Raw genomic sequence first — 25,831 nt, 5'->3', positions numbered from 1 at the left:
GGGCGCCAGGTCCCCGCCCGCTCCCGCCTGGCACCGGGGAAGGTGCGCCAGGTGAGGTGCCCGAGAAGGGTGTTGCGAGCGGGTGGAGACCTCGCGCCACGTCGGTCTGGTTGTTGCTGCGGTGTGGTGTTGCGGCGGTTGTCGCTGACTTCTCAGAACAACCCGGGCATGACCTCCTCGGACTGTTCGGCGTACGTCGCTTCCTGCGCGGCCAGGTAGGCCTCCCAGGCGTTGGTGTCCCAGATCTCGAAGCTGTCGTTGTTGCCGGCCAGGACGACGTCGCGGCCGAGGCCGGCGTAGTCCCGCAGCGTCGACGGCACCGTGATGCGGCCGGTGCGGTCGGGAACCTGGTCGTAGGCGCTGGAGAACAACACGCGCAGGTACGACCGGACGGTGGCGTTGCCTCGCGACACCTCGCTGGCGCGGGCGGCCTTGTCACGGAAGACCGCGTCCGGCCAGAGCACGACACACCGGTCCTGACCCTTGGCCATCACGACGCCGCCGGCCAGCTCGTCGCGTGACCGGGGTGGCAGGAAGAGCCGGCCCTTGTCGTCGAGCCGCAGAGCGTGGGTGCCCAGCAGCATCGGCGCCCCACCACCTCTCCCGCTCGATCGGTCACCCGGACTGCCCCGAGACCGGTCTGGCTCCCCATGGCGCCCCACCGTACCCCACATCACCCCACCGTCAACCACCAACGCGACACGGCTGGTCCGCTCGGGTGGGTGTCGTTCATCCGGACCGGCCTGGCGGCATCCGCGGATGGGCGTCTGGCGCAACTGAACGAACTCAGCGATGGTGGGATCTGCACGCCGGAGGACGAGCGTCCGTGAGGGGGCCGGGCTTCCTGGCGCACGTGGCTGGCAGGAAGGAAGCGCGGTGACGACCTATCCCCCCGCCGTTCGATCCGTCGGAGACGGTGGGGCGGACAGCGACCTCGGCGACCTCGGCGACCTGCTGGAGGTTGCCGCGCGCATCAGAGCCAGCGTCGAGACGGTCATCTCCGGCAAGGCCGACGTCATACGGATTGCGCTGACCGCGATGCTGGCCGAGGGTCACCTGCTCATCGAGGACGTGCCCGGCGTGGGCAAGACGACTCTGGCCAAGGCCCTGGCGCGCACGCTGGACTGCTCGGTGGGCCGCATCCAGTTCACGCCGGACCTGTTGCCCGGTGACCTCACCGGCGTCAGCGTCTTCAATCAGGAAACCCGGGACTTCGAGTTCAAGCCGGGCGCCGTGTTCGCCAACCTGGTCCTCGGCGACGAGATCAATCGAGCCTCGCCGAAGACGCAGTCAGCCCTGCTGGAGTGCATGGAGGAGCGGCAGGTCACCGTCGACGGCGCGACGTACCTGCTCGCGGTTCCGTTCATGGTCATGGCCACACAGAACCCCGTGGAGATGGAAGGGACCTACCCGCTGCCGGAAGCCCAGCGGGACCGCTTCCTGGCGCGGATCTCGATGGGCTACCCCGACGAGTCCAGTGAGCTGGCCATGCTGGCCAGCCACGACGGTGGCTCGCGGCTGGACGAGGTCCGTCCCGTCGCCGACGGCACCACCATCGCGGCCCTGGTCAAGATCGTCCGGGACATCTACGTCGCGCCGGCCATCCGGCAGTACGTCGTCGACCTCGCCGTCGGCACCAGATCGTCCGGCGACCTGCGGCTGGGGGCCTCGCCCCGCGCGACGCTCCACCTGGTACGAGCGGCCAAGGCCGCAGCCGCGCTCGACGGCCGCGACCACGTGCTGCCCGACGACGTGCAACGGCTCGCCGTCCCGGTGCTCGCCCACCGACTGCTGCTGACGGCCGAAGCGCAGGTCGCCGGGCTCCGCCCGCAGGACGTCATCGTCGACCTGCTGCACCGGGTGCCGGTCGGCGGCCCGGGTCGGCGTTAGTGCGAGCGGCCCTGCGGGCGTTGACCGCGCGCGGCCGGGTGCTGCTGGCCGCCGGCGTCGGCCTGCTCGGCAGCGCGATGCTCATCGGCGAACGCGACCTGCTGCGCGTCGCGGTCCTCGTGCTGGCGCTGCCGATCGGCTGCGCAGTGGTCGTCAGCCGGTCACGACAGCGGCTGGCCTGTACCCGTGGCCTGGACCAGCCCCGGGTGGCGATGGGAAGCACCGCGACGGTACGGCTCACCATCGACAACGCCTCCCGGCTGCCGGCGCGGCTCGTGCTGTGCCAGGACGCCGTGCCCGCCGCGCTCGGCCCGGGCGAACGCTTCGTCCTGGACCAGGTGCCGGCGTACGGATCGGCTGCGCTGGACTACCGGCTGCGGCCGCAGCAACGCGGCCGCTTCGCCGTCGGCCCGCTGTCGGTCCGCCTGGTGGACCCGTTCGGGCTGACTCGGGTATCCCGCTCGTTCACCGCGACCGACACGTTGCTGGTGACGCCCCCGGTCCACCGGCTGCCGGACCTGCCGCTGGCCGGTCACCTGAGCGGGCAGGGCGACAGCCGCGCCGGCACCATGTCCAGCGCCGGTCACGACGACGTCATCCCCCGGCCGTACCACGTGGGCGACGAACTGCGGCGAGTCCACTGGCGGTCGACAGCCCGGGCGGGTGCGCTGATGGTGCGCCGGGAGGAACGGCCCTGGCGTAGCCGGGCGGCGATCCTGCTCGACACCCGATCGAGCGCGCACCGCGGCACCGGAGCGCAGTCCACCTTCGAATGGGCCTGTTCGGCGGTCGCCAGCGTCGGAGTCCACCTGATCCGGCGGGGCTGGGCCGTCGTGGTGATCGACGGCGACGGCGGGGTCCTGGTGACGGCCGACCGGCCAGGCACGGAAGCCGAGGCAGGACTCCTCGACGCGCTGGCGGTCCTGCAGCCCACACCGTCACGGGCGTGGCGGCCGTCGGCTGCAGCGACCCGGGGCGCGGGCCTGATCGTGGCGGTCCTGGGCGAACTCGACGCCGTCGAGGCTGAGCAGCTGAGCCGGTTGCGGGCCGGCAGCGTGGTCGGGCTGGCCGTCGCCCTGCGCACCGATCCGGCCGACGTCCGACACGCGCCGAACGGCGCTGACGATCGGGGCGCGGCGGGTACGGCGAGCCGGCTGCGGCGGGCCGGCTGGCAGGCGGTCCCGGCGTCGGCCACCGAGCCGGTACCGGACATCTGGCGCCGGCTGGTCCACCCATCGATAGCGGGCCCATCGGTTACGGGCCCATCGATCGCGGGCACGGCAGGCCCGTCGGGTGCCGGAGTACTGCGGCAGCCGCCGGCCCGTAGCGCCGGGGCGCCGGCGTGACCCGGTGGCGATCGTGAGTCGAGGCGGCCGCGTCAGTCGGTGGCGGGACCGGGCCAGGCCGGCCGCGACGGCTGCGGCGGCGGGCGCCACCCTGCTCACCAGCCTCGGGCTGTTGCCGGTGTTCCGGACCGCGCAGTGGCTGCCGGCGGCGGCGATCGCGGTGGTCGTGGTCGCGGGGGCAGGTCTGGTCGGCCGAGCGATCCGGGTGCCCGCCGCGGTGATGCCCTTGCTGCAGGCCGCTGCCGTCCTGACGTTCCTGACGGCGCTGTACGCCCCCGGCGCCGCTCTGCTGCGCTTCGTGCCGAGTCCAGCCGCGCTGGAGACGCTGCGCGCGTTGGTGCGTTCGGGGATGAACGACAGCGCGGCGCTCGTCATCCCGGTACCGGTCACCGCCGGCCTGCTGCCGCTGACCGTCGGAGCGCTCGCGTTGGTCGCGATCGCCGTCGACGCCCTCGCCGTCGGGTTCGGTCACCCGGCCCTGGCCGGCGTACCGCTGCTCGGGCTGTACATCGTCACCTCCGCAGTGCTGTGGACGACCGGCGTTCCGGCCTGGGCGTTCGTCGCCGGTGCCGCGGGCTGGCTGCTGCTGCTCGCGGTCGACCAGCGCGGGCACGTCCGACGGTGGGGTCGAGCCGCCACCGGCCGGCCACCGCGAACCACCCGGCCCGCACTGTCGTCGGGGACAGCACCGTCCTTCGGGCCAGTGCCGTCGTCACGGCCAGCACTGTCGTCCGGGCCCAGGGCGCATCCCCGGCGCCGCCGAGCAGCCTTGGCCGGCACCGACAGCCGGCGGCTCGCCGTCGCCGCGGTCCTGGCATTGGCCGCGGCGGTCGTCCTGCCGTCCGTTGTCCCGGGCTTCACCGCACCGCTGTTCGCCCGCCTGGGTAGCGCCTCCGGCGACGGTGCCACGGTCAACCTCGACCCGCTGGTGTCGCTACGACGTGACCTGGTCGACAACTCTGGCCGGCAGGTGGCGACGTACACCACCGACGACGGCCAGCCGCGGTATCTGCGGATGTATGCCCTGGAGAACTTCGACGGTCAGTCGTGGAGCGCCGACACCTACACCCCCTCGCCGCGGCGACGCGCCGACCGGCTGCCGGCCCTGACCGACTACACCCTGTCCGCGCAGCCAGCGGTCACCGCCATCACGCTGAAGATCGGCGAACTCGGCAATTCCGTCCTGCCGTTGCCGTATCCGGCGCGCGACCTCGCCGTCAGCGGTGCCTGGTACTTCGACGCCGACACCCAGGTCATCTTCTCCCCCACCGACACTGCCCGAGGCAAGACGATCACGGCCAACCTGTACGACCTGCCGACCTCCGCCCGGCAGCTACGCGCCGCCACCGCCGAACCGACCGAATCGCTGCGCAGCGTGCTGGCGGTGCCGGCCGACCTGCCCTCCGAGATCAGCCGGATCGCCAGCCAGGTCACCAGCGGCGCGACCAATCCGTACGACCGGGCGCGGGCGCTGCAGGACTGGTTCACCCGCGACGGCGGCTTCCGCTACAGCACCACCGTGTCCTCCGGCAGCGGCGAGGACCACCTGGTGCAGTTCCTGCGGGAACGGGTCGGCTACTGCGAACAGTTCGCGGCTGCCATGGCCATCATGGCCCGCACCCTGGGAATACCGGCCCGGGTCGACGTCGGCTTCACCGGCGGCAAGCGGCAACAGGACGGCAGCTTCGTGGTCGCCGCGGACGATGCGCACGCCTGGCCCGAGCTGTGGTTCGGGGGCGTCGGCTGGGTGCGATTCGAGCCGACGCCGCGCGCGGACGCCGCCGGTGTGACGACCCCGCCGTACGCGGCCCCCGAGACCAGCACGACCGAGGACCCGCCATCACTCCCGGAGCCGACTGCGGCGGCCGAGGTCGGCGAGGACCCTGCTACGACGGCGGCACCGGACCCCGAAGCCGAGGTGTCGGACGGAGCCGGGGCGGGACGTCGCTTCCTCGTCGTGGCGATCGTGGCGGCCGCCCTGCTGGCTGGTGCGGCCCCGGGTCTGGCCCGCGCGCTACGACGCCGGCGACGGCTCACCGCCACGGCACCGGCCGCGCTGGCCGAAGGGGCCTGGGCGGAGCTGCGGGACAGCGCGGTCGACTACGGCCTGCCGTGGCGGGACGCCGACACTCCCCGGCAGGCCGGCGCCCGCCTGGTCTCGACCGGAGCTGTCGGGACAGCGGAATCGGTTGCGCTCCAACGAATCGTGCAGGCGACAGAACACAGTCGCTATGCGCGCGCCGGCGCTGTGGAGGACGATCTGGGCACCGATGTCGCGGCCATCCGCCGCGGCTTCGACGCCTCGGTCACCCGATGGGCGCGGCTGCGGGCCCGGCTGATGCCGCGATCGCTGTACGGCGAGCGGCCGTAGTCCGCCCGGCACCCCGACGGCAGCACGTCGCGGACAGCAGCCACAACGGAACGCCTGAGGGTCGCAGCCGGACGACGACAGCCCATACGGACAGAGTCGTCACACGTCCTGAGGCGACGTCGGCCCGAACGAGGACCGCCGGGTGGGTGAGGTGGCGCCTTGGTCAGATGTCGCCGGAGTCCCGCCGGCGACGCCACCGCTCCTCGACCCGGTGCATGAACGTCGACGACCGCGGCTTCTTGGCCGCAGCAGGGGCCGGACCGGGGCCGGGGGCCTCTCGCGGGCCCTCGCCGGCGGCCGCCGGCTGCGCCCGAGGCCGCAGGGCTCCGTAGGCGAGCAGCGCACCGGCCAGCATCACGGCGAAGCCCAGCACGCCGAGCCAGATCCAGGTCGTCGCAACCCCCGACAGCAGCAGGGCGATACCGCCGAGGAAGGCGACGATGCCCAGGATCGCCCGGGTGCGGTGGGCGCGTCCGGACGCGCCGCTACGCAGCGTGGACGCGAACTTCGGGTCCTCCTGATAGAGGGCCCGTTCCATCTGCTCGAGCAGTCGCTGCTCGTGCTCGGAGAGCGGCATGGCCGTCCCCTCCTCCCGACCTGGTATGCACAGGATAGGCAGGCCCCGCCCGGGTGGAAACCCGAGTCGGGCGCGGATGTGCCAAACCGTGTCCTGACGTCCCGTACTGGGCGCATTCGGGCAACGCCGGCGCCGGTGAGGCCGTTCCCGAACAGCCTCACCGGTCCGGTCCGCGCCGGCGCGGCGGCGCCGGCACACCCTTCTTCTCCCGGCGGCGGACGCCGTCGTCCCCCGGCGGTCGGCGCGCGGACGGCTCGTCGCCGGTCGCTCGGCGTACGACGCTCCCATCCCCTCGCGCGGCGACCAGGCTCGCCGGCAGGACGGAGCCCTTGCCGAACCTGTCGGCCAAGCGGTCCACGGCCCGTTCGGCATCACGCCAGCCGTGGTCAGCAGCACCGAAGGTGAGCTGCCGCGAGGCGGTCGCGACGTCGGTCAGCCCTTCGACCCGGACCCCGACGAGCCGCGTCGGAGCCGCGCCGCGGCCAAGCCCGGCCAGCAGCGAGCACGCCGTCGCGTAGATCTCCTTAGCCACGTCGGTCGGATCGCGCAGGCTTCGGGACCGCGTCACCGTCGTGAAGTCAGGGTCTCGGACCTTCAACGCCACGGTCCGCCCCACCAGGTTGGCCGCCCGCAGTCGGCGCGCGACCCGTTCGGAGAGCCGGAGCAGTTCGCGGGCGAGCACGTCGACGTCCGTCACGTCACGGGGGAACGTCTCCTCCGCGCCGATGCTGCGTTCGCGCGCGGTGTGGTCGACCCGGCGCGGATCGCGACCCCACGCCAGCGCCGCCAGGTGGGCGCCGGCGGCGGGCCCGAGAGTTCGCTGCAGCGTCTCAACCGGCAGCTGCGCCACATCGCCCACTGTCAGCAGCCCGCGACGCACCAGCGCCTGCTCGGTCCGTTCGCCGACGCCCCACAGCGCGCCGATCGGCAACGGATGGAGGAAGGCGACCACCTCGGACGGTGCGACGACGAGCAACCCGTCCGGCTTGGCCTGCGTCGAGGCCAGCTTCGCGACGAACTTCGTGCTGGCTGCGCCGACCGAACAGGTGATGCCCTGCTCGTCGCGGATCCTGGCCCGGATCAGCGCGGCGATCGCGGCGGGACTGCCGAGCCGGCGGACCGCGCCGCTCACGTCGAGGAATGCCTCGTCCAGGCTGAGCGGCTCGACATACGGCGTGATGTCGCCGAAGACGGCCATGATCCCTTCGCTGACCCGGGTGTACCGCCGGTGGTCGGGTTCGATGACCACCGCCCGGGGCGCCAACCGGAGCGCCCGGCCCATCGGCATCGCCGAGTGCACGCCGAGAGCGCGCGCCTCGTACGTCGCTGACAGCACGACGGCGCGCGGACTGGCGCCGCCGACGATGACAGGGCGGCCGACCAGCTCCGGCCGGTCGATGAGTTCCACCGAGGCGTAGAAGGCGTCCATGTCGACGTGGAGGACCGTCGCCTCGGCGTCGTCAGCAGCAGGCCGCGGTCGGCTCGCCGTCCCACCGGACCGGCGAAGCTGGCTGCGACTCACCTCGTCCTCCTCAACTGGAGTATCCCGACCCCTACCCCGGCCGCCGCATCGACGCGCTCCGCCGACACGACGCAGCCGTACGGGAATTCCTGGGCGCTCAGCCGACCGGTCGGAGCTGCACCCCGGCGTCGACGCGCTCGACCGGCCAGTCGGGACGGGCCGGGTAGCGATCGACCCCGAGCGTCGTGTCCACCAGAGCGAGGAAGGTCTCGGCGGCGCGCAGCAGGTCGTCGGCCTCGCGGGCGGTCACCGCCCGCGAGAGACCTGCTTCGGCTGCGGCCCGCTTGCCGGCTCCGGCGGCGAAGTACGCCGACCACTCCGCGAGTTCGGGAGCGACATCGGGCAGCAGCGCCCAGACGCTGCGAACCCGTGATCGACCCATCGGAGCCTGGGCCCGGGCAGCCAGGACCGCTGCCGCGGCTCGCAGCGCCGCCAGATGCGCCAGGGCGTAGCGCTGCGGGATCTGCACGGCGTGACCCGCCTCCTGCAGACCATGGGCCGCCCCGTTGAGCAGGTCGCGAGCGGCCACCGGCACCGGCGGCCGCGGCACACCTCGTCGCCCCCGGGCGTGTTCGACCGCGGCCCGTCGGGCACGGGTCTCCCGAGTCGTGGCGGTCTGCAGTGATCCCATGTGCCCTCCTCTGTCGCGGTCGGTGGGGGTCGGTCGCGGTCAGCCGCGCCCGGCCACCCGGCCACTGCTCGATGCTGGTCCGACGGTCTGACAACCGCGTCGGTACGGGCCGAACCAGTCACGATCGAACGTGTGTTCGACTCCTAGCGTCGTGGATCCGCAGCTTGAGCGCAACCCCTTCGGCGGACGGGATCGGGCCGGTACGGTCCAGCCATGTCCGGCTCCGCCGCGAGGTCGCCGGACCCTCCCGAGCTGGTCACCTTCGACGTCTGGCGGATCTCGCGCGCCGCGGTCCCCCGCGCGCTGCTGCGGGTGGCGACCGGGCGCCGGCAACTGCGCCGGCTCCCCGGCGTCCGCTTCGCCAAACTCCTCGGGACCGGCCCGGGGACGAGTTTCGGTGCCGGTGGCGCCGACGTACGACGATGGGCGGCGCTGGTGGCCTGGGACCGGGCGCAGGACGCCGACCGGGCCGACCAGCAGCCCGCCCTGCGGGGGTGGAACGCGATGGCCACCGAGCGGCTGCGGCTACGGCTGCGGCCGCTGAGCAGCCGCGGCAGCTGGTCGGGCAGCGAACCGTTCGGCAGTCCGGCCGGTGCGGCCGGGGCACGGCGTCAGCCCTGGCAGGGACCGGTGGTGGCCGTCACGCGGGCGCGGGTCCGACCGGGCCGCTGGCGGGAGTTCGCCGCCGCGGTCCCCGCCGTCACCACCGACCTGTGGTCCGGCGGACCCCGTCCGTTGCTCGCCGTGGCCGTCGGCGAAGCTCCCGTCCTGCTGCAGGGGACCGTGAGCATCTGGGCCAGCGCCGAGGAACTCGTCGAGTTCGCCCATCGCCGCTCGGCGCATCGCTCCGTGATCTCGGCCACCCGCGATCGAGCCTGGTACGGCGAGGAACTGTTCGCCCGGTTCGCCCTGGACGACGTCGAGGGAACCTTCGACGGCCAGCCGGTCCGCCGTCCCTAGGATGCGCTGCGTGTCCCGCGCCGGCCGGCCGCTCCCGCCGCACTGGCAGGCGCCCCGGTGAGCGTGCGCGTCTACACCGGGCCGCACTCCAACCGGGCGTCGCCGGTGGGTGGACTGCGTCAGGTCGTGCCCTGGTGCCTCACCGTGGCGACCGTGGCATTGCAGATCGTCTGGGTGCTCGTCGACGGCGACCGCGACGCGCTCACCATCGCGGTGGTGTGCTGCTTCTTCCTCGCCTCGGCCAGCCATGCGCTGCTGCATCGCGGCCTGGCGTGGGCCAGCGGCTTCCTGGTCATCTCCGCCGGGCTCGGCCTCGCCGTCGAGATCCTGGGAACTCGTACCGGATTCCCCTTCGGGGAGTATGTGTATGGGGATTCGCTCGGTCCACGGATCGGCGACGTCCCGGTCGTGGTGGCCCTGGCCTGGTCGATGATGGCCTATCCCTGTCTGCTGGCCGGCCGGGCGCTGTCCGCCTCGCCCTTGCTGCGGCCCTTGCTGGCAGCCTGGTTGCTGGCCACCTGGGACATCTTCCTGGACAGCCAGATGGTCGCCGACGGGCACTGGCTCTGGTCGGTCACCGATCCGGCGTTGCCGGGGATTCCCGCTGTGCCGCTGCAGAACTACGTCGGCTGGCTGCTCACGGCCTTCGTCCTCATGCTGCTGCTGGATCGGCTGCCGGACCGACGCGCCAGTGACGGCGTCCCGGCCCTGCTGCTGACGTGGACCTTCGTCGGCAACGTCGTGGCCAACGCCGTCTTCTTCGACCGGCCGGCAGTGGCGCTGTGGGGCGGGCTGCTCATGGGCCTGGTCGTCCTGCCCTGGGCCTGGACCACCTGGACCGCGCGCCGGTGAGGCCGACCGGCGCGCTCGCCGTCCGGACCGTCGTGGCGGCGGCAGCAGCGGCCGCGATCGCCGGGGCGATCCACAGCGGGATCAACGCGCGGCTGCTACGCCGGCCACGCCAGAACCCGGAACCGGTGCAGGAGAAGGTGTCCGTGCTCATTCCCGCCCGCAACGAGGCGGCGACCATCGGGCCATGTGTCGCGGCGTTGCAGCAGCAGACCGGGCTGCCGTACGCCGAGTTCCTCGTCCTCGACGACGCCTCGCGCGACGACACAGCCGCCGTCGTGGCGGCGCTCGCGGCTGCCGACCCCCGGGTCCGGCTGCTGTCCGGCGTCGCGTCCGAGCCACCGGCGGGCTGGCTGGGGAAACCGTGGGCCTGCCAGCAACTCGGGGACGCTGCGACCGGTTCGGTCCTGGTCTTCCTCGACGCGGACGTGGTGGTCGCCCCGCACGGCGTCGCTGCCACGGTCGACCTGTTGCGGCGCAACCGGTATGCCCTGGTGTCGCCGTACCCGCGGCAGCTGGCGGACAGCTGGCTGGAACGGCTGGTCCAACCGCTGCTGTGCTGGTCGTGGCTCACCACCGTGCCACTGCGGTGGGCCGAGCGGTCTCCCCGGCCGTCGCTGGCCGTCGCCAACGGGCAACTTCTCGCCGTCGACGCCGCCGCCTACCGGCGCGCCGGCGGCCATGCGGCGATCCGCGGGGAGGTGCTCGACGACATCGCCCTGCTGCGCCGCGTCCTCGCCACCGGAGGTCGCGGCAGCGTCGCGGACGGGTCGACGATCGCGCGATGCCGGATGTACGTCGGCGCCCGCGCCCTGGTCGACGGGTACGCCAAGTCGCTGTGGGCGGCCGGCGGGTCGCCCGGTCGGTCGGCAGCGATCGTCGCGTTGCTGCTGGGTTGTTACGTCGTGCCGCCGGCGGCCGCAATCCTGTCGCCGGACACCGCGACCCGGTTGCTGGGTGCCACCGGCTACGCGGCCGGGGTCGCGAGCCGGGTGATCTGCGGGCGTCGCACCGGCTCACGGTGCTGGCCGGACGCGCTGGCCCATCCGGTGTCGATCAGCTGCCTGGCGGCGCTGTCGTGGCTGTCGTACCAACGGCATCGCCGAGGCTCACTGACCTGGAAGGACCGCCGGCTGCCGTGACGCGGTGGCCGTCTAGGGTCGGCCGCCGTGGCCCGGATCGTGGTGATCGGTGCCGGCGTCGCCGGCCTGGCGGTCGCTGCCCGGCTGCGAGTGAAACGGCACGACGTCACCATCGTCGAACAGGCCACGACGTACGGCGGCAAACTGGCCAGCACCCGGCACGGCGCGTTCGTCTTCGACACCGGGCCGAGTTTGCTGACGCTGCCGGCGGTCTACCGGGACCTGTTCAACAAGACCGGTCGCGCGCTGGAGGAGTCGGTCGACCTGCGTCCGGTCGATCCCGGGTTCGGCTACCACTTCGCCGACGGCACGCACCTGACGATGCCCGGCGTCGACCCCGGTCGCTGCGCGCAGGCCCTTGGCGACGCCTTCGGCGGCCGGGCCGCGGCAGACTGGCGCGCACTGATGCAGCGCGCGGCGGCGGTGTGGTCGCTGACCCGCGGCCCGGTGCTGTCCTCGCCCGTGGCCGGCGCCCGCGACCTGCTCCCGCTCGCCCGCCGGCCGCAGGACCTGCGCGCGGTTGCCCCCTGGCGGTCGCTGCACTCGTTGGGGCGCAGCCACTTCGCCGATCCACGGCTGGTCACGCTGCTGGACCGGTACGCGACGTACACCGGGGCGGATCCGCGCCGGGCACCGGCAGCCCTCGTGACGATCCCGTACGTGGAACAACTGTTCGGCGCCTGGCACCTCGGTGGTGGACTCGCCACGCTGGCCGACGCGCTGGCCGAGCGGTGCCGGGAACGAGGTGTGCAGCTGCGGCTGGGCACCGAGGTCGTCCAGGTGACCGCCGACGGCGGCAGGGTCACCGGAGTCGCGCTGGCCGGCGGGGAGCGGCTGGCCGCGGACGTCGTCGTCGCCGACACCGACGCGCGACAGTTGTACACCGAACTGGTCCCGAGCGACCGCCGGCTGCGGGGCGCCGTACGGCGGGTGAGCCGGGCGACCGCCTCGTCGTCGGGTTTCTCCCTCCTGCTGGCCCTCCGCGGCAGAGACCCGAAGCTGCTGCACCACAACGTGTTCTTCCCGGCCGACTACGACGCGGAGTTCGACGCACTGTTCGGCCGGGACCCGCGACCGGTCGACGATCCGGCGATCTACATCTGCAATCCGGACGACGACGCGATGCGGCCACCGGACGGGCAGGCCTGGTCGGTCCTGGTGAACGCACCGCGCCACGGCAGCGCGGCGGCTCAGGACGGCACCGTCGACTGGCGGGCGCCCGGTGTGGCCGAGGCGTACGCCGATCACCTGCTGGCCGTCCTGGCGCGGCGCGGGGTCGACATCCGCGACCGCGTGCTGTGGCGGGCAATCCGCACGCCGGCCGATATCGCCGCGGACACCCACTCGCCCGGCGGCGCCATCTACGGCTCGGCCAGCAACGGACCGCGAGCGGCGTTCCTGCGGCCGGCCAACCGGTCCCCGCTGCCCGGACTCTTCCTGGTCGGCGGGTCCGCCCACCCCGGCGGCGGATTGCCGTTGGTCGGCCTGTCCGCGGAGATCGTGGCCGACCTCGTCGGCCGGGCCTGATCGGTCGCGGTCAGTCCGGATCGCCGGAGTCCCCGAGCCAGGCCGCCAGCCGGCCCCGCCGGCTCACCGCCCGCAACCGGCGCTCGGCGGCTGACCGCACGTCGTCGGTAGCCACGACGAGCAGCCGGTCGCCGGCCCGCAGCCTCGTCTGCAGGTCCGGCACCATGCCTGCGCCGTCCCGGACGACCAGCGAGACGACGGCGCCGTCGGGCAGGCCGAGTTCCCGGACGTAGGTACCGACCAGGTTGGAACCGGCCGGGACGTCGAGGCCGAGCAAGCCGGCCCGCATACCGTCCAGCGGTGCGCTGTCGACCTCGAGTTCACCCACCGGTGTCGACTCCTCGACCCCGATCCGGCGGGCGAACCACGGCAGCGTCGGTGTCTGCACCAAGGTGAGGACGACGACCACCAGCAGCGTGGCGTCGAAGATGACTGCACTGTCCGGGACGTTCTCGCCCAACGGGATTGACGCGAAGACGATGGGGACCGCGCCCCGCAGACCGGCCCAGCTCAGATAGAGCCGCCATCGAGGGGGCAGCCGGAACGGCACCAGCGAGACCACGACGCTCAACGGCCGGGCCAGGAAGACCAGCGCGAGGCAGGTCACCACGGCGATGCCGACGGCATCGGTGAGCCGGGACGGATCGGACAGCAGCCCGAGCATGATGAACAGCCCGATCTGGGCGGTCCACGCGAGACCCTCGACGAACCCGATCACCGAGCGGCGATGCGGGATGGGCGATGCCGCGATGAGCACCGAGGCGACGTAGACGGCCATGAACCCGCTGGTGTGCAGGAACGACGCGAGGCCGTAGGCAGTCGCGATGAACGCCAGCGTGGCGATCGGATACAGCCCCGAGGCCGGCAACGCCAACCGGGGCAACAGCACCCGCGCGACGTAACCCACCGCGAGCCCGATCACGGCGCCGGCGACGAGTTCGATCAGCACGACGACCGGGATCAGCCAGGGCGAGGCGTCGCCGAAGGCGGTGCTGGACAACACCGCCACCAACACGACGGCTGGCGCGTCGTTGAATCCGGCCTCGGCCTCGAGCAGGACCCGCAGCCGCGGTGCGACCCGGCTGGAGCGCAGCACCGAGAACACCGCCGCGGCATCGGTCGGCGCCAGCACCGTGCCGAGGAGCAGTGCAGTCCGCCAGTCGGTACCCAGGCCGACGTGCAGCACCGTGGCGACGACGCCGATGGACACCGCCATACCCACTGACGCCAGGGCAAGTGCCGGCGCCGCAACCGGTCTCAGCTGCGTCACCCGGGTGGTCAGACCGCCCTCGGCCAGGATGATCGCCAGCGCGACGTAGCCGAGGACGGTGGCCAGGTCCGCGTCGTCGAAGACGATGCCGAGCCCGTCCTCGCCGAGCGCGATGCCGAGGAAGAGGTACAGCAGCAGACCGGGAACGCCCAGGCGAGCGGCCAGTCGCACGCCGACCACGGCGACGAGCACGATCGCCGACCCGAGCAGGATGACGACCGACAGCTGGTCGGTCGTCATGATCGAGGAACTGTCGTCAGGAGGCGACCGGCCGTCATCGTGTCGTCGGCGTCAGCGGTTGCCGACGGCAGCCCCCAGGGCCGCATAGATCTCGCGGGTGGCCGTGGATCTGTTGAGCGTGTAGAGGTGTAGCCCTGGGGCACCCGCGGCGAGCAGGTCGTCGGCCAAGGCAGTGGTGATCTCGACGCCGAGCCGGCGGACCGCGTCCGGATCGTCGCCGAGAGCCGCGAACCGCGCCGTGAGTTCGTCCGGCAGCGCCGCACCGGAGAAGGCAGCGAAGCGCGAGATCTGGGCCAGATTGGTGACGGGCATCAGCCCCGGGATGATGGGCAGGTCGCACCCGTGCCGTGCCGCGCGTTCGACCAGCTCGAAGTAGTCCCGGGCCCGGAAGAAGAACTGCGTGATCGCGAAGTCCGCACCGGCGTCCTGCTTGCGCGCCAGCGCGACCGCGTCGGCCTCCAGATCGACCGCCTCGGGATGCTTGTCCGGGAAGGCGGCCACGCCGACGCTGAAGTCGCCCAGTGAACGGATGAGCCGGACCAGCTCGTCGGCGTGCGCGAGCCCGCCGGGATGCTGCACCCACGGCTGCCCGGGTCCGCCGGGCGGATCGCCGCGCAGCGCCAGGATGGTCCGCACCCCGGCGTCGGCGTACTGGGCGACCACCGCCCGCAGCTCGTCGGGGCTGGCCCCGACACAGGTCAGGTGGGCGACCGGGGTCATCGTCGTCTGCTGCGCGATCCGCGCGGTGACCCGGACCGTCCGGTCCCGGGTACTGCCACCGGCGCCGTACGTGACCGACACGAACGTCGGACGCAGCGGCTCCAACTCCCGCAGCGCCTGCCACAACGCGCGTTCGCCCTCATCGGTCTTCGGCGGGAAGAACTCGAACGAGAAAGAACGTCCGCCCGCCGCGATCACGTCACGAACCCTCGGCTGCGGCGGCTGATGGGAGGGCACGCGAGCAGGATAGGTGCTCCGGTGGCGGCTGACCGGTACAGCCGTACCCTCGCCCCTGTGAGTTCCCTTGATGCCGCTGACCTGCGGGTCCGGGTGCAACAGCATCTCGACGGCGTCTTGGCGGCCCACCTGCCTGCTCTCGGCGAGATCTCCCCTGATCTGCTTCCCCTGCTCGCCGCCCTGCGCGACCTGCTGGCCGGCGGCAAACGGCTGCGACCGGCCTTCTGCTACTGGGGCTGGCGCGGCGCCGGGCAGCCGGACTGTGACCAGGTCGTGGCCGCAGCGGCGTCCCTGGAACTGCTGCACGCGTGCGCCCTGCTGCACGACGACGTGATGGACGGCTCCGACACCCGCCGGGGACAGCCGGCCGCCCACCGCCGATTCGCCGCATTGCACGACCGGCAGGCCTGGCAGGGATCCGCCGACCGGTTCGGCGTGGGCGCGGCGATCCTGTTGGGTGACCTGTGTTTGTCGTGGGCCGACGAGGTCCTGCTCGGCTGCGGCCTGCCTGGCGCCCGACTCGCTGCGGCCAAGCGGGTCTACGACACGATGCGGACCGAGCTCATGGCCGGCCAGTACCTCGACCTGCTCGAACAGGCTCGCTGTACCGCGACGGTCGAAGGCGCGTCGCGGGTGATGCGATTCAAGACCGCGAAGTACACGGTGGAACGGCCGCTGCACCTCGGCGCGGCGCTGGCCGGCGGTTCGGCTGCCCTGCTGACCGCGTACAGCGAGTACGGCTTGCCGCTGGGCGAGGCGTTCCAACTGCGCGACGACGTCCTCGGCGTGTTCGGAGATCCGCAACGGACCGGCAAGCCGGCCGGTGACGACCTGCGCGAGGGCAAGCAGACGATGCTGGTGGCCTTCGCGCTGGCCGCCGCCGACGCCCGGCAGGCCAGCCGGCTGCAGCAGTTGCTCGGGGATCCCGGCCTGTCCGACGCCGGCGTCGACAGCGCGCGCGAGCTGATCGTCGCGACCGGGGCGCTCGACCTGGTCGAGCGGCGGATCGCCCAGCTCGCCGACCGCGCCGTTGCCGCGCTCGAGACCGGTCCTGTCGCAGCCGAATCCGCGGCTGCGCTGCGGGAACTGGCGGCCGTCGCCACGGTCCGCGTGGGCTGACTGCCGATGCGCACGGTCACCGGCCCGACCGACCGGGTCGTCATCGTCGGCGCGGGACTCGGCGGCCTGTCGGCGGCACTGCGGCTGGCCGGGGCCGGCCGGCAGGTGACGGTACTGGAACGCAGCAGCGTCCCGGGGGGACGCGCCGGGCTGTGGGCGCCGGGCGGCTATCGCATCGACACCGGGCCCACCGTGCTGACCATGCCCGACCTCATCGCCGACGCTTTCGCCTGTGTCGGTGAGGAACTGACCGACTGGCTGGACCTTCGGCCGGTGGATCCGCTCTACCGGGCATTCTTCGCCGACGGCACGCAGCTGGACGTCTATACCGACCTCGACGCGATGGCCGAGCAGGTGGCGACCGTCATCAGCCCGGACGAGGCAGCCGGCTACCGCCGCTACGTGGCCTTCCTGCACCGGCTGTACCGCCTGGAGATGGACGCGTTCATCGACCGCAACGTCGACTCGCCCTGGGACCTGCTGCGTCCGCAGCTGGCACCGCTGGTCGCCGCGGGCGGCTTCCGCCGGCTGGCCGGCAAGGTCGCGCAGTACCTGAAAGATCCACGCACCCAACGGATCATGTCGTTCCAGTCGATGTACGCCGGGCTGTCGCCGTACGACGCGGCCGCGCTGTACGCGGTCATCGCCTACATGGACTCGGTGGCCGGCGTGTACTTCCCGGTCGGCGGCATGCACGCGGTGGGCGAGGCGATGGCCGCCGCGGCCACTCGCCACGGCGTCGACATCCGGTACGACACCGAGGTCGTCCGCGTCGAGAGCCGCTCCGGCCGCGCGGTCGCCGTCCACACCGCGGCCGGTGAGCGCGTGCCGCTGGACGTGATCGTCCTCAACGCCGACCTGCCGGTGGCCTACCGCGATCTGCTCGGCCACACCCCTGCCCGGGTCCGCCGGCTGCGCTACTCCCCGTCGTGTGTCCTGCTGCTGGCCGGATCGACCGCGACGTACTCCCGGACCGCGCACCACAATCTTCATTTCGGCCGCCAGTGGCGCGGCGTCTTCGACGACGTCATCAAGCGCGGCCGGCTGATGGCGGACCCGAGTTTCCTGGTGAGCAATCCGACCCGGTCGGATCCGGCCCTGGCCCCCGCCGGGCACCAGATCTACTACGTGCTGGCACCGGCCCCCAACCTCGATGCCGACATCGACTGGGCGGCAACCGGACCCCGCTACCGCGAGGAGTTGCTCGCCGTGCTGGAGGCCCGCGGCTATGTCGGGTTCGGCGACGCCATCGACGTCGAGCGGACCGTGACGCCGTGGGACTGGGAACGGCAGGGTTTCGAGCGGGGTACGCCGTTCGCCGCGGCCCACACGTTCTGGCAGACCGGCCCGTTCCGGCCACCGAACCTGTGGGGCGACAACGTCGTGCTGGCCGGATCCGGCACCGTCCCCGGGGTGGGGGTGCCGATGGTGGTCATCAGCGGCCGGCTGGCCGCCGAACGCATCATCGGCCCGAGCGGGGTGGTCGGTTCCCGCCCCCGGCCCCGCCGAGCTAGCGCGCGGTCACCGCTGCGCGCCCGGCCACGTGCGGTCGAGGAGCCGGCACCACCCGTCACGCGCTGACGTGACACTGCGACGCCTCGTGACATGAGACACAACCGAGACAGAGCCGGGACGCGGTCGCGAAGGTAGGATCCGCTCGTGCAGCCGGCCGCGCGTCCTGACGAACCGGCCCTCGACGAGCCGTGGCTGTCCTTCCTGCTGCGGTACGCCCTGCCCGGGATGCTCGCCACGTGCCTGATCGCCGTCGGCGCATTCGGGGTGGGCTGGCTGCCGCTGACGACCGACCTGGTCGACAACCCCGCCGTCGACGTCCTGCGCACCTCCGGACCCGGGACGCTGCTGTCGCGGGTGATGGTCGTGGTCGGCGTCGCGATGCTGCTGCAGTCCTGGCTGGTCGTCGGCTACGACCTGCTGACCGGCCCCCGGCAGGATGTACGCCGGCTCACCGCGGTGCTCGCCGCCTGGTGCGCCCCGCTGGTCCTGGTACCGCCGCTGTTCAGCCGTGACGTCTACTCGTACTACGTGCAGGGCAAGCTCATGGTCGGCGGCCTGGACCCGTACAGCGCCGGCGTCGCGCAGGTCCCGGGGTGGTTCAGCGACGGCGTCGACCCGATGTGGGGCGAGGCCCCGACGCCGTACGGGCCGGCCTTCCTGCTCGTCGAACGGGGCGTAGCCCGGTTCGTCGGCGACGACGCCTACCTCGGCGGGCTGGTGTTCCGGCTGGTGGCCGTCGCCGGCGTCGCGCTGCTGGCCTACTACCTGCCGCGGCTGGCCTTCGCCGGCGGTATCGATCCGGGCAAGGCACTGTGGCTGGGCGTGCTCAACCCGTTGGTGATCATGCATTTCGTGGCCGGGGCGCACAACGACGCACTCATGGTCGCGCTGCTCGTCGCGGGTCTCGCGCTGGCCGCGGAGGGCCGCGCTCCGGCCGGCGTCGTCCTGGTGACCTGTGCCGCTGCGGTCAAGCCGATCGCGCTGATCGCGCTGCCCTTCGTCGGCCTGCTGTGGGCCGGCACGCGAGCGTCGTGGCGGCACCGGATACTCGCCTGGGCCAAGACGGTGGCCGTGTCCACCGGGGTCTTCGCCGGCCTGATGCTCGTGGCCGGCGTCGGCCTGGGCTGGATCGGCGCGCTCACCACGCCCGGCAGCGTGCGCACCTGGCTGTCGCCGTCGACCAGCCTCGGCATGCTCGGCGGCGACCTGCTGTCCACGATCGGCCTGACCGAGACCAACGACGGCGCGGTGACCGTCGTCCGGCTGCTGGGGATCGCCGCCGCGGTGGTGATCCTGGTCCGCCTCGCGGTACGCCCCGCCGGTCGTACGGCGGTACGGGGCGCGGCGCTGGCCCTGCTGACGGTCGCCCTGCTGGGTCCCGCGCTGCAGCCGTGGTATCTGCTGTGGGCGCTGCCGCTGTTCGCCGCATCGGGCCTACGGCCCCGCGAGCTGCGCGCCACGATCGCGCTGACCGCCTGTTTCGTGATCTTCGGTATCGCCGAGACCAGCGCCACCGCCGACTCCCTGCTCGACCTCTCCGACGGTGTCTCGATCGTGGCCGCCGTCGTCGTGGTCATCCTCGTCGTGCTCGCCAGCCCACGGGAACGCGCCTTGATCCTCGGCGAGTCGTTCGCCGCGGGCCTGCTCCCGGAAGACCGTCCCGCCCAGGCCCGACAGCAGCGATTGGTGATCCGCAGTGCTTGACGCCGAAGCGCCCCGTAGGACTGCCGGCGGTCGCGTCACGCTGGTCGCCCTGGACCGCACCTGGGACGGCGCCCAGCGGGTGCTCACGTCGCGACTGCTCCCCCGCCACGAGGGTCGGCGAGTGGCCCTGGAGTGGGTGCTGACCCGGCTGCTGGTCCTCGGCCTGCTCATCGGCACACAGCAGACGATCATCAACGACGTCCTCTACTACGCCCGCAATGTCGCGGGCATGGTCGAGGGCGGCTCGCTGGAACTGACGCTGCGCGAGTATCCGCTGCCGGTGCTCGGTGTGCTGACACCGCCGTGGCTGGTGTCGTTCGGCAGCGAGAACGTCTACCTGGTCCTGTTCATCGCGTTCATGTTCGCCGTCGACGCCGCCTTCACGATCCTGTTGTTCCGCAGTGCGGGACGACGGCAGTCCACCGCGGTCACGTTGTGGCTGCTGGCAGGTCCGGCGCTCGGGCCACTGGCGATCACTCGCTTCGACCTGCTGACCGGCGTCCTGGTCGGCGCCGCCCTGCTGGTCCTGCTGCGCCGGCCGGCGTGGTCCGGGGCCCTGGTGGTGGTCGGAGCCGGTCTGAAGCTCTGGCCGATCATCCTGGTGCCGATGCTGGCTGCCCGGGTGGCCGGCCGGGTCCGCGTCCTCGTCGGCGCCGGGGTCACCCTCGCCGTCATCGCCGTCGGCTGCCTCGCCGGTGCCGGGCTGACGCGGTCGCTGTCGCCGTTGACCTGGCAGAGCGAACGCGGCCTGCAGATCGAGTCGGTGCCGGCCCTGCCGCTGATGATCGGCTGGGTCACCGACTCCTCTCGCTGGCACACCTACTTCAGCAACTACGTGTCGATGGAGATCTCCGGACCCGGCGACCGGCTGATGCTGGCGCTGGCCAATCTCGCCATGCTCGGGGCGATCGGGCTGCTGGCGGTGCTGTCGTACCGGGCCTGGCGGATCGGCCGCGCGTTGACGCCGGTCACCGTGGGGTGGTTCCTGCTGGCCGGCATCGGACTGCTCATCGTGACCAACAAGGTGTTCAGCCCGCAGTACCTGTTGTGGCTCAGCCCGGTTGCCGTCGCGCTGGTCGCGGTGAGCAGCCGCCACGACGTGGCGGCGCGGCGGTGGACCCTGGCGCTGTTCGGCCTCGGGATCCTCACCCAGGTCATCTATCCGGTCACCTACCTGTGGCTCACCACGCCGTACTGGGCCAACCCGCTCGGCGTCTCGATGCTCGCTGTCCGCAACCTCGTCCTGGTGGGACTCGTCGGGTACGCCGTCGGCCGCGCCTGGGTCGGCACGCGACGGCCGGGCCGCAGCCGTGCCACTGCGGACAGCACCAGTCAGGCCGGCGCCACTCAGGCCAGCGTCGTGCTCACCGACCGCAGTGGCCAGGCTGCGCCGGCGGGTGCCGACGAGCCGGACGCGATCGGTTCCCGCTGACGTCGCACTGCTGCAGGAACGCCGGCCGGGCGGCAGGATCGGCCCGGTGAGTACCCGAGCGTTGGACGCGGCCGGCATCGTCGAGCCCCGCCTGCGGGCCTCCTACGAGCAGTGCCGGCGACTCCACCTGGCGCACGGCAAGACGTACTACCTGGCGACGCTGCTGCTGCCACCGGCCAAGCGCCCGTACGTCCACGCGCTCTACGGTTTCGCCCGGTACGCCGACGAGATCGTCGACGAGCTGCACCCCGCCACCGGTGTCGCCGAGCGCGCCGCCCGACTGGCCCGGTTGCGCGACGCGTTCTTCGCCGACCTCGACCGCGGCTGGTCCGACCACGTCGTGCGTCGCGCGGTCGTGGACACCGTCGTGCGGTGGGAGCTGCCGCGGTCCCATTTCGAGGCGTTCCTGGAATCCATGGCGATGGATCTCACGGTGACGTCGTACGACACGTACGCGGACCTGCTCCGCTACACCTACGGCTCGGCCGCGGTCATCGGCCTGCAGCTGGTCCCGATCCTGGGACCGACCCGACCCGAGGCCTACGAGTACGCGATGGACCTCGGGTTGGCGTTCCAGTTGGCGAACTTCATCCGCGACGTCGGCGAGGACCTCGACCGGGGTCGGGTGTACCTGCCGCTGGACGAGCTCGCCGCGCACGGCGTGGACCGCGCGATGCTGCAGCGGCGGCAGGTGACCCCGCAACTGCGGGCCGCGCTGCGCGACCAGGTCGCCCGGGTACGGGCACTGGCCGAACGGGCCCGCCCCGGCGCGGCGATGCTGCACCCGTCGTCGCGGCCGTGCGTCGATGCGGCCCGGATCCTCTACTGCGGCATCGTCGATGCGGTCGAAGCGGCCGACTACCAGGTCTTCGACCGCCGGGCAGCCGTACCGATGTCGCGGCGGCTCGGCGTCGCGCTGCCCGCCTGGCTTCACGCGGTCCTGGCCCGGCGGCGGTTCGGCACCGGCCCGCAGCCCGCGGTCAGCGCCGCCGGTCGCTGACCGGGCGGGCGCGTCGCCCGCCCAGCGCCCGGATGACCCAGGACCGCGGCGGTCCGGCGTACGGCGTGCGCTGCACACCGCGACGGCCCCAGAGAACCCAGAGCACCAGCGTGAGCAGGATCAAGGCGAAGCCGAACAGCAGATCCTCGACGGGCGCGAACATCACCCGGCCGTCGCCCAGCAACGGCGGCCGCTGACCGGCCGGGCTGGTCGAACCGACGATGGCGGCGCCGTCGTAACGCACTGTCCCGGTCGCGGTGAGCACACCGTTCACGATCAGCTGGAAACAGCAGATGATCGCGTACGACACCCAGAACACCCGCCGCCGCAGCAGCCGCGTCCGGGCCACCACGAGGTCGAACGCGGCCACCGCGACGACCGCGATAACCGCTGCGGCAGTGTAAGTCACGGGGACTCGTCCTCGTCGCCGACCGACCAGCCGCGCACCGACCGGACAGCCTCGAACGTGAGGATCGCGGCAGTCGGGACGACGAGGAAGAACAGCCCTTCCTCGATCGGCAGCCCGCCGGGCAGCACGATCCCGACGATGCGGGCGGCGTCGAAACTCCAGTGCCCGGCTGCCACGGCAGCAAGATCCCAGGCCCCGAACACCACTACCACGGGCACGACGGCCAGCAGCAGGCGCCGCCACCGCTGCAGCACCCGGGTCCGCAACGCGATCTCCAGCCACACCGACGCGGCGAGCACCCCGGCCAGCACGAGCAGGTACGTCGCGCGCATCCGGCTGCTCGGTCAGTCCTGGCCGGCCGCGGCGCGCAACCGGCTGGACAACTCGCGGGCCGCCGCGTACGGATCGGCCGCCTCGGTCAAGGCGCGGACGACGACGGCCCGCCGCGCCCCGGCGTCCAGGACCGCCCCCAACGTCGACTCGTCGACGCCGCCGATGGCGAACCAGGGCCGCGCCGGATCCGCCGCCGCGACCTGCCGTACCAGCGGCAGCCCCGGGGCGGGCCGGCCGGGCTTGGTCGGGGTCGGCCAGCACGGGCCCACCGCGACGTAGTCCACGGCAGGCTCGCGCAGCGCTTCGGCGGACTCGTGCCACGCGTGGCTCGACCGCCCGACGAGCATCGCCTCCCCCACGATCCGGCGTGCCACCGGCACCGGCAGGTCGTCCTGACCGAGGTGCAGCACGTCGGCAGCGGCCGCGACGGCCAGGTCGGCGCGGTCGTTGACCGCGACCAGCGCCTGGTGCCGGGAACACGCCGCCGTGACCGTGGCCAGGGCGGCGAGCTCGTCGCGGGCCTCCATGCCCTTCTGCCGCAGTTGCACGATGTCGACGCCCCCGGCCAGCACGGCGTCGAGGAATTCGGGCAGGTCGCCGGTGGCCTGCCGGGCGTCGGTGCACAGGTACAGCACGCTGTCGGCCAGTCGGGCGGCCCGTTCGTCGCGATCGCGGGGGCCGGGCACCCGGTCATCCTGCCCGGCGTACCCTGATGCGACCACGGGAGCCCACCCGAGTGGGCTGAGAGAGGGGCTGGCGCCCCTGACCGTCGAACCTGATCCGGGTCATGCCGGCGAAGGGAGCGTCGTGTTCCGCGACGACGCCGGATCCGCCGACGTCCTGGTCGTCGGCGGCGGTGTGATCGGCCTGTCGTGCGCCTGGCTGCTGGCCCGCGGCGGCGCGGAAGTCACCGTGGTGGATCCCGCGCCGGGCCAGGGCACCTCGTACGTCGGTGCCGGGATGCTGGCCGCGGTCACCGAGCACCACATCGGTGACGAGCGAGGCCTGGACCTGGCCGTTCGGTCCGCGGCCCGCTGGGCCAGCTGGGCGCCCGCGGTCGAAGCGGCCAGCGGCCTGCCGGTCGGCTACCGCACCGACGGCACGCTCGTCGTCGCCGTCGACGACGACGACCGCGCCGAACTCGGACGGGTACGGCAACTGCACGACCGCTACCGCCTCCCCAGCCAGTCGCTGACCACCCGCGAAGCCCGGACGCTGGAGCCGTTGGTGGCCCCGGGCATCAGCGCGGCCCTGCTCGTGCAGCACGACACCTCCGTGCACAACCGGCTGCTGCTGGCCGCCTTGCAGCGGGCGGCCCGCGACGCGGGGGTGCGATGGCAGCCGGCGGCGGTCGAGACCGTGCTGTCCTCGCCGCGGGGCGTGACCGGAGTACGGCTGGTGACTGGAGCGGAGCTGTACGCCGACACCACGGTGGTGGCCACCGGCGTCGCGGCAGCCGGGCTGCCGGGACTCCGCGACGTCGTCGTGCCCGTCCGCGCCGTCCGCGGCGAGATCCTGCGACTGGCGACCACCGGCAGCAGCGGGCCGGTACTGACGCACACCCTGCGGGCCCTGGTCCACGGCTACCCGGTGTACCTGGTCCCCCGAGCCGACGGCGAGGTCGTCGTCGGCGCGACGACCGACGAGCGGGGCCAGGACGTGACGGTGTCCGCCGGCGGGGTCTTTCAGCTGCTGCGGGACGCCCGGGCGGTGCTGCCGGTCGTCGGCGAACTGCAGCTGGTCGAGGCGCGCGCGGGACTGCGTCCGGTCACCCCCGACCACGTGCCGCTCGTCGGCCCGGCCGGTCCGGGTCTGGTCCTGGCGACCGGGCACGGCCGCAACGGGATCCTGCAGTCCCCCACCACCGCCGACGCCGTGGCCGGCTGGATCCTCGACGGGACCTTGCCGGACGACGCGGCGGCCACCGATCCGTTGCGCTTCACCCCCGCAGGAGTACGGGCATGACCGACATCACGGTGCGGCTCAACGGTTCCGACCGGGCGCTGGCTGCCGGCTCGACGGTCGCCGCCGCGGTGGCGACGCTGACGACCACCCGCGCCGGGGTGGCCGTCGCCGTCGACGGAGTCATCGTGCCGCGGACGCAATGGCCGAGCACGGTGCTCACCGACGGCGCCGAGGTGGAGGTCCTCACGGCGGTGCAGGGTGGTTGAGTCCGCCGCAGCATCGACCGACGTGACCACCGACTCCGAGCCGCTGGTCATCGCCGGGCAGCCCCTCGCGTCACGGCTGATCATGGGTACCGGCGGGGCGCCGAACCTCGCGCTGCTGCGCGACGCCCTGCAGGCCTCCGGTACGGCGCTGACCACCGTGGCGATGCGGCGGGTCGACCCCGCGTCCCGCGGTTCGGTGCTGGCTGTCCTGCGCGAGTTGGGAATCGCCGTGCTGCCCAACACGGCCGGCTGCTTCACCGCCGGGGAGGCCGTGCTGACCGCCCGGCTGGCGCGAGAAGCGCTGGGCACGAACTGGGTGAAACTCGAAGTCGTCGCCGACGAGCACACCCTGCTACCGGATCCGGTCGAACTGCTCGACGCCGCCGAGACGCTGGTCGGTGACGGTTTCGTGGTCCTGCCCTACACCAACGACGACCCGGTCCTGGCGCGGCGGCTGGAACAGCTCGGCTGCGCCGCGGTGATGCCGCTGGGAGCGCCGATCGGATCGGGCATGGGGATCCGCAACCCCCACAACATCGAACTGATCACCGCGGCGGCCACCGTCCCGGTCGTGCTCGACGCGGGCATCGGGACGGCATCGCAGGCCGCCCAGGCGATGGAACTCGGCTGCGACGCCGTGCTGCTGGCCTCCGCGGTCACCCGGTGCGACGACCCGGTGCGGATGGCCCGCGCGATGCGCGCGGCGGTGCAGGCCGGCTACGACGCCCGTCGGGCGGGCCGGATCGAGGTACGCCGGTACGCCCGGGCATCCAGCCCGGCGGCGGGCCGCGCCGCCTGGTGAGCAACGGCCGCGGATCCGGCACGTCGCGGCTCCCCGGTCCGCGGCGCCGACGAACGTAGACTCG

Annotated in this window: 23 protein-coding genes, 1 pseudogene and 1 riboswitch; of the genes and pseudogenes, 15 read left to right on the top strand and 9 right to left on the bottom strand. The window is 72.9% G+C overall.

Annotated elements, in window-relative coordinates; all coding sequences use genetic code 11:
- Nucleotides 1–152: 152 nt before the first annotated feature.
- Nucleotides 153–584 carry a transcriptional regulator MraZ gene (gene mraZ / locus EPO13_01000; protein TAK71104.1) on the bottom strand — a complete coding sequence of 144 codons (432 nt, stop codon included), beginning with the start codon at nt 582–584 and terminating at the stop codon, nt 153–155.
- 208 nt (nt 585–792) lie between these two features.
- Between mraZ and EPO13_00995 the strand changes: the two genes are divergently transcribed.
- Genes EPO13_00995 through EPO13_00985 form a run of 3 tightly spaced genes read left to right on the top strand, consistent with a single transcriptional unit; the run spans nt 793 to nt 5,607 of the window.
- Nucleotides 793–1,890 (top strand): MoxR family ATPase, encoded by a 1,098-nt coding sequence (locus EPO13_00995; GenBank protein ID TAK71103.1) that lies wholly within the window; start codon nt 793–795, stop codon nt 1,888–1,890.
- The gene (locus EPO13_00990) at nt 1,890–3,236 is read left to right on the top strand and encodes a DUF58 domain-containing protein (GenBank protein TAK71102.1); all 1,347 of its coding nucleotides are present in this window, start codon (nt 1,890–1,892) and stop codon (nt 3,234–3,236) included. Before EPO13_00995 ends, EPO13_00990 begins: the two co-directional genes overlap by 1 nt.
- A 13-nt stretch (nt 3,237–3,249) precedes the next feature.
- Nucleotides 3,250–5,607: a transglutaminase domain-containing protein gene (locus EPO13_00985; protein TAK71101.1), complete on the top strand. Its 2,358-nt coding sequence runs from the start codon at nt 3,250–3,252 to the stop codon at nt 5,605–5,607.
- A gap of 163 nt (nt 5,608–5,770) precedes the next feature.
- Here the strand turns inward: EPO13_00985 and EPO13_00980 are convergent, their stop codons facing one another.
- The 3 genes and pseudogenes from EPO13_00980 to EPO13_00970 all read right to left on the bottom strand — a co-directional run bounded on the left by EPO13_00980 (nt 5,771) and on the right by EPO13_00970 (nt 8,256).
- Nucleotides 5,771–6,184: a DUF3040 domain-containing protein gene (locus EPO13_00980; GenBank protein ID TAK71100.1), complete on the bottom strand. Its 414-nt coding sequence runs from the start codon at nt 6,182–6,184 to the stop codon at nt 5,771–5,773.
- A 157-nt stretch (nt 6,185–6,341) separates the two neighbouring features.
- Nucleotides 6,342–7,613 carry a DNA polymerase IV gene (locus EPO13_00975; GenBank protein ID TAK71196.1) on the bottom strand — a complete coding sequence of 424 codons (1,272 nt, stop codon included), beginning with the start codon at nt 7,611–7,613 and terminating at the stop codon, nt 6,342–6,344.
- A gap of 283 nt (nt 7,614–7,896) precedes the next feature.
- A pseudogene (locus EPO13_00970) lies at nt 7,897–8,256 on the bottom strand (hypothetical protein).
- A gap of 294 nt (nt 8,257–8,550) precedes the next feature.
- On the opposite strand from EPO13_00970, the gene EPO13_00965 reads away from it, so the two are divergent.
- The 4 genes from EPO13_00965 to crtI (EPO13_00950) all read left to right on the top strand — a co-directional run bounded on the left by EPO13_00965 (nt 8,551) and on the right by crtI (EPO13_00950) (nt 12,815).
- The gene (locus EPO13_00965; protein ID TAK71099.1) at nt 8,551–9,297 is read left to right on the top strand and encodes a monooxygenase; all 747 of its coding nucleotides are present in this window, start codon (nt 8,551–8,553) and stop codon (nt 9,295–9,297) included.
- A gap of 114 nt (nt 9,298–9,411) precedes the next feature.
- A complete protein-coding gene (locus EPO13_00960) occupies nt 9,412–10,149 on the top strand; it encodes a carotenoid biosynthesis protein (GenBank protein ID TAK71195.1) in 738 nt (245 codons plus the stop codon).
- Nucleotides 10,146–11,288 carry a glycosyltransferase gene (locus EPO13_00955; protein ID TAK71098.1) on the top strand — a complete coding sequence of 381 codons (1,143 nt, stop codon included), beginning with the start codon at nt 10,146–10,148 and terminating at the stop codon, nt 11,286–11,288. The genes EPO13_00960 and EPO13_00955 overlap by 4 nt, the downstream gene beginning before the upstream one ends.
- Nucleotides 11,289–11,315: 27 nt before the next feature.
- On the top strand, nt 11,316–12,815 hold the full coding sequence (gene crtI / locus EPO13_00950) for a phytoene desaturase (protein TAK71097.1): 1,500 nt from the start codon (nt 11,316–11,318) through the stop codon (nt 12,813–12,815).
- 10 nt (nt 12,816–12,825) lie between these two features.
- On the opposite strand, the gene EPO13_00945 is transcribed toward crtI (EPO13_00950), so the two are convergent.
- Nucleotides 12,826–14,325, bottom strand: coding sequence for a potassium/proton antiporter (locus EPO13_00945; protein ID TAK71096.1), 1,500 nt, complete (start codon nt 14,323–14,325; stop codon nt 12,826–12,828).
- Nucleotides 14,326–14,376: 51 nt separating this feature from the next.
- Complete coding sequence (gene metF, locus EPO13_00940) at nt 14,377–15,387, bottom strand: methylenetetrahydrofolate reductase [NAD(P)H] (GenBank protein ID TAK71095.1); 1,011 nt, start codon at nt 15,385–15,387, stop codon at nt 14,377–14,379.
- Here metF and EPO13_00935 point away from each other — a divergent pair.
- From EPO13_00935 to EPO13_00915, 5 genes are all read left to right on the top strand, one after another.
- The gene (locus EPO13_00935) at nt 15,271–16,401 is read left to right on the top strand and encodes a polyprenyl synthetase family protein (GenBank protein ID TAK71094.1); all 1,131 of its coding nucleotides are present in this window, start codon (nt 15,271–15,273) and stop codon (nt 16,399–16,401) included. The two genes, metF and EPO13_00935, sit on opposite strands and share 117 nt — an antisense overlap.
- A 6-nt stretch (nt 16,402–16,407) precedes the next feature.
- Nucleotides 16,408–17,982, top strand: a complete 1,575-nt coding sequence (gene crtI, locus EPO13_00930; protein ID TAK71093.1) for a phytoene desaturase — start codon at nt 16,408–16,410, stop codon at nt 17,980–17,982.
- Between the two features lie 78 nt (nt 17,983–18,060).
- Nucleotides 18,061–19,620, top strand: a complete 1,560-nt coding sequence (locus tag EPO13_00925) for a hypothetical protein (GenBank protein TAK71092.1) — start codon at nt 18,061–18,063, stop codon at nt 19,618–19,620.
- On the top strand, nt 19,613–21,052 hold the full coding sequence (locus EPO13_00920; protein ID TAK71091.1) for a DUF2029 domain-containing protein: 1,440 nt from the start codon (nt 19,613–19,615) through the stop codon (nt 21,050–21,052). The genes EPO13_00925 and EPO13_00920 overlap by 8 nt, the downstream gene beginning before the upstream one ends.
- Nucleotides 21,053–21,098: 46 nt before the next feature.
- Complete coding sequence (locus tag EPO13_00915; protein ID TAK71090.1) at nt 21,099–22,052, top strand: phytoene/squalene synthase family protein; 954 nt, start codon at nt 21,099–21,101, stop codon at nt 22,050–22,052.
- On the opposite strand, the gene EPO13_00910 is transcribed toward EPO13_00915, so the two are convergent.
- The 3 genes from EPO13_00910 to EPO13_00900 are packed head-to-tail and all read right to left on the bottom strand — an operon-like array spanning nt 22,033 to nt 23,480.
- Nucleotides 22,033–22,461, bottom strand: coding sequence for a lycopene cyclase domain-containing protein (locus EPO13_00910; protein TAK71089.1), 429 nt, complete (start codon nt 22,459–22,461; stop codon nt 22,033–22,035). The genes EPO13_00915 and EPO13_00910 overlap by 20 nt on opposite strands.
- Complete coding sequence (locus EPO13_00905) at nt 22,458–22,793, bottom strand: lycopene cyclase domain-containing protein (GenBank protein TAK71088.1); 336 nt, start codon at nt 22,791–22,793, stop codon at nt 22,458–22,460. Before EPO13_00905 ends, EPO13_00910 begins: the two co-directional genes overlap by 4 nt.
- A 12-nt stretch (nt 22,794–22,805) precedes the next feature.
- Entirely contained in the window at nt 22,806–23,480 is a 675-nt protein-coding gene (locus tag EPO13_00900) for a thiamine phosphate synthase (protein TAK71087.1), read from the bottom strand.
- A gap of 24 nt (nt 23,481–23,504) precedes the next feature.
- Nucleotides 23,505–23,614: riboswitch (TPP riboswitch) on the top strand.
- Here EPO13_00900 and thiO point away from each other — a divergent pair.
- The 3 genes from thiO (at nt 23,602) to EPO13_00885 (ending at nt 25,767) form a co-directional block, all read left to right on the top strand.
- Complete coding sequence (thiO, locus tag EPO13_00895; protein ID TAK71086.1) at nt 23,602–24,759, top strand: glycine oxidase ThiO; 1,158 nt, start codon at nt 23,602–23,604, stop codon at nt 24,757–24,759. It overlaps the preceding riboswitch by 13 nt.
- Entirely contained in the window at nt 24,756–24,965 is a 210-nt protein-coding gene (thiS, locus tag EPO13_00890; GenBank protein ID TAK71085.1) for a sulfur carrier protein ThiS, read from the top strand. Before thiO ends, thiS begins: the two co-directional genes overlap by 4 nt.
- 82 nt (nt 24,966–25,047) lie before the next feature.
- On the top strand, nt 25,048–25,767 hold the full coding sequence (locus EPO13_00885) for a thiazole synthase (GenBank protein TAK71194.1): 720 nt from the start codon (nt 25,048–25,050) through the stop codon (nt 25,765–25,767).
- The last annotated feature ends 64 nt before the right edge of the window (nt 25,768–25,831 follow it).

The sequence above is a fragment of the Actinomycetota bacterium genome, from assembly GCA_004297305.1.
GTDB lineage: Bacteria > Actinomycetota > Actinomycetes > S36-B12 > FW305-bin1 > FW305-bin1.
The sequence above is the reverse complement of the archived record's forward strand: the minus strand, read 5'-3'. Positions and strand labels throughout refer to the sequence as shown.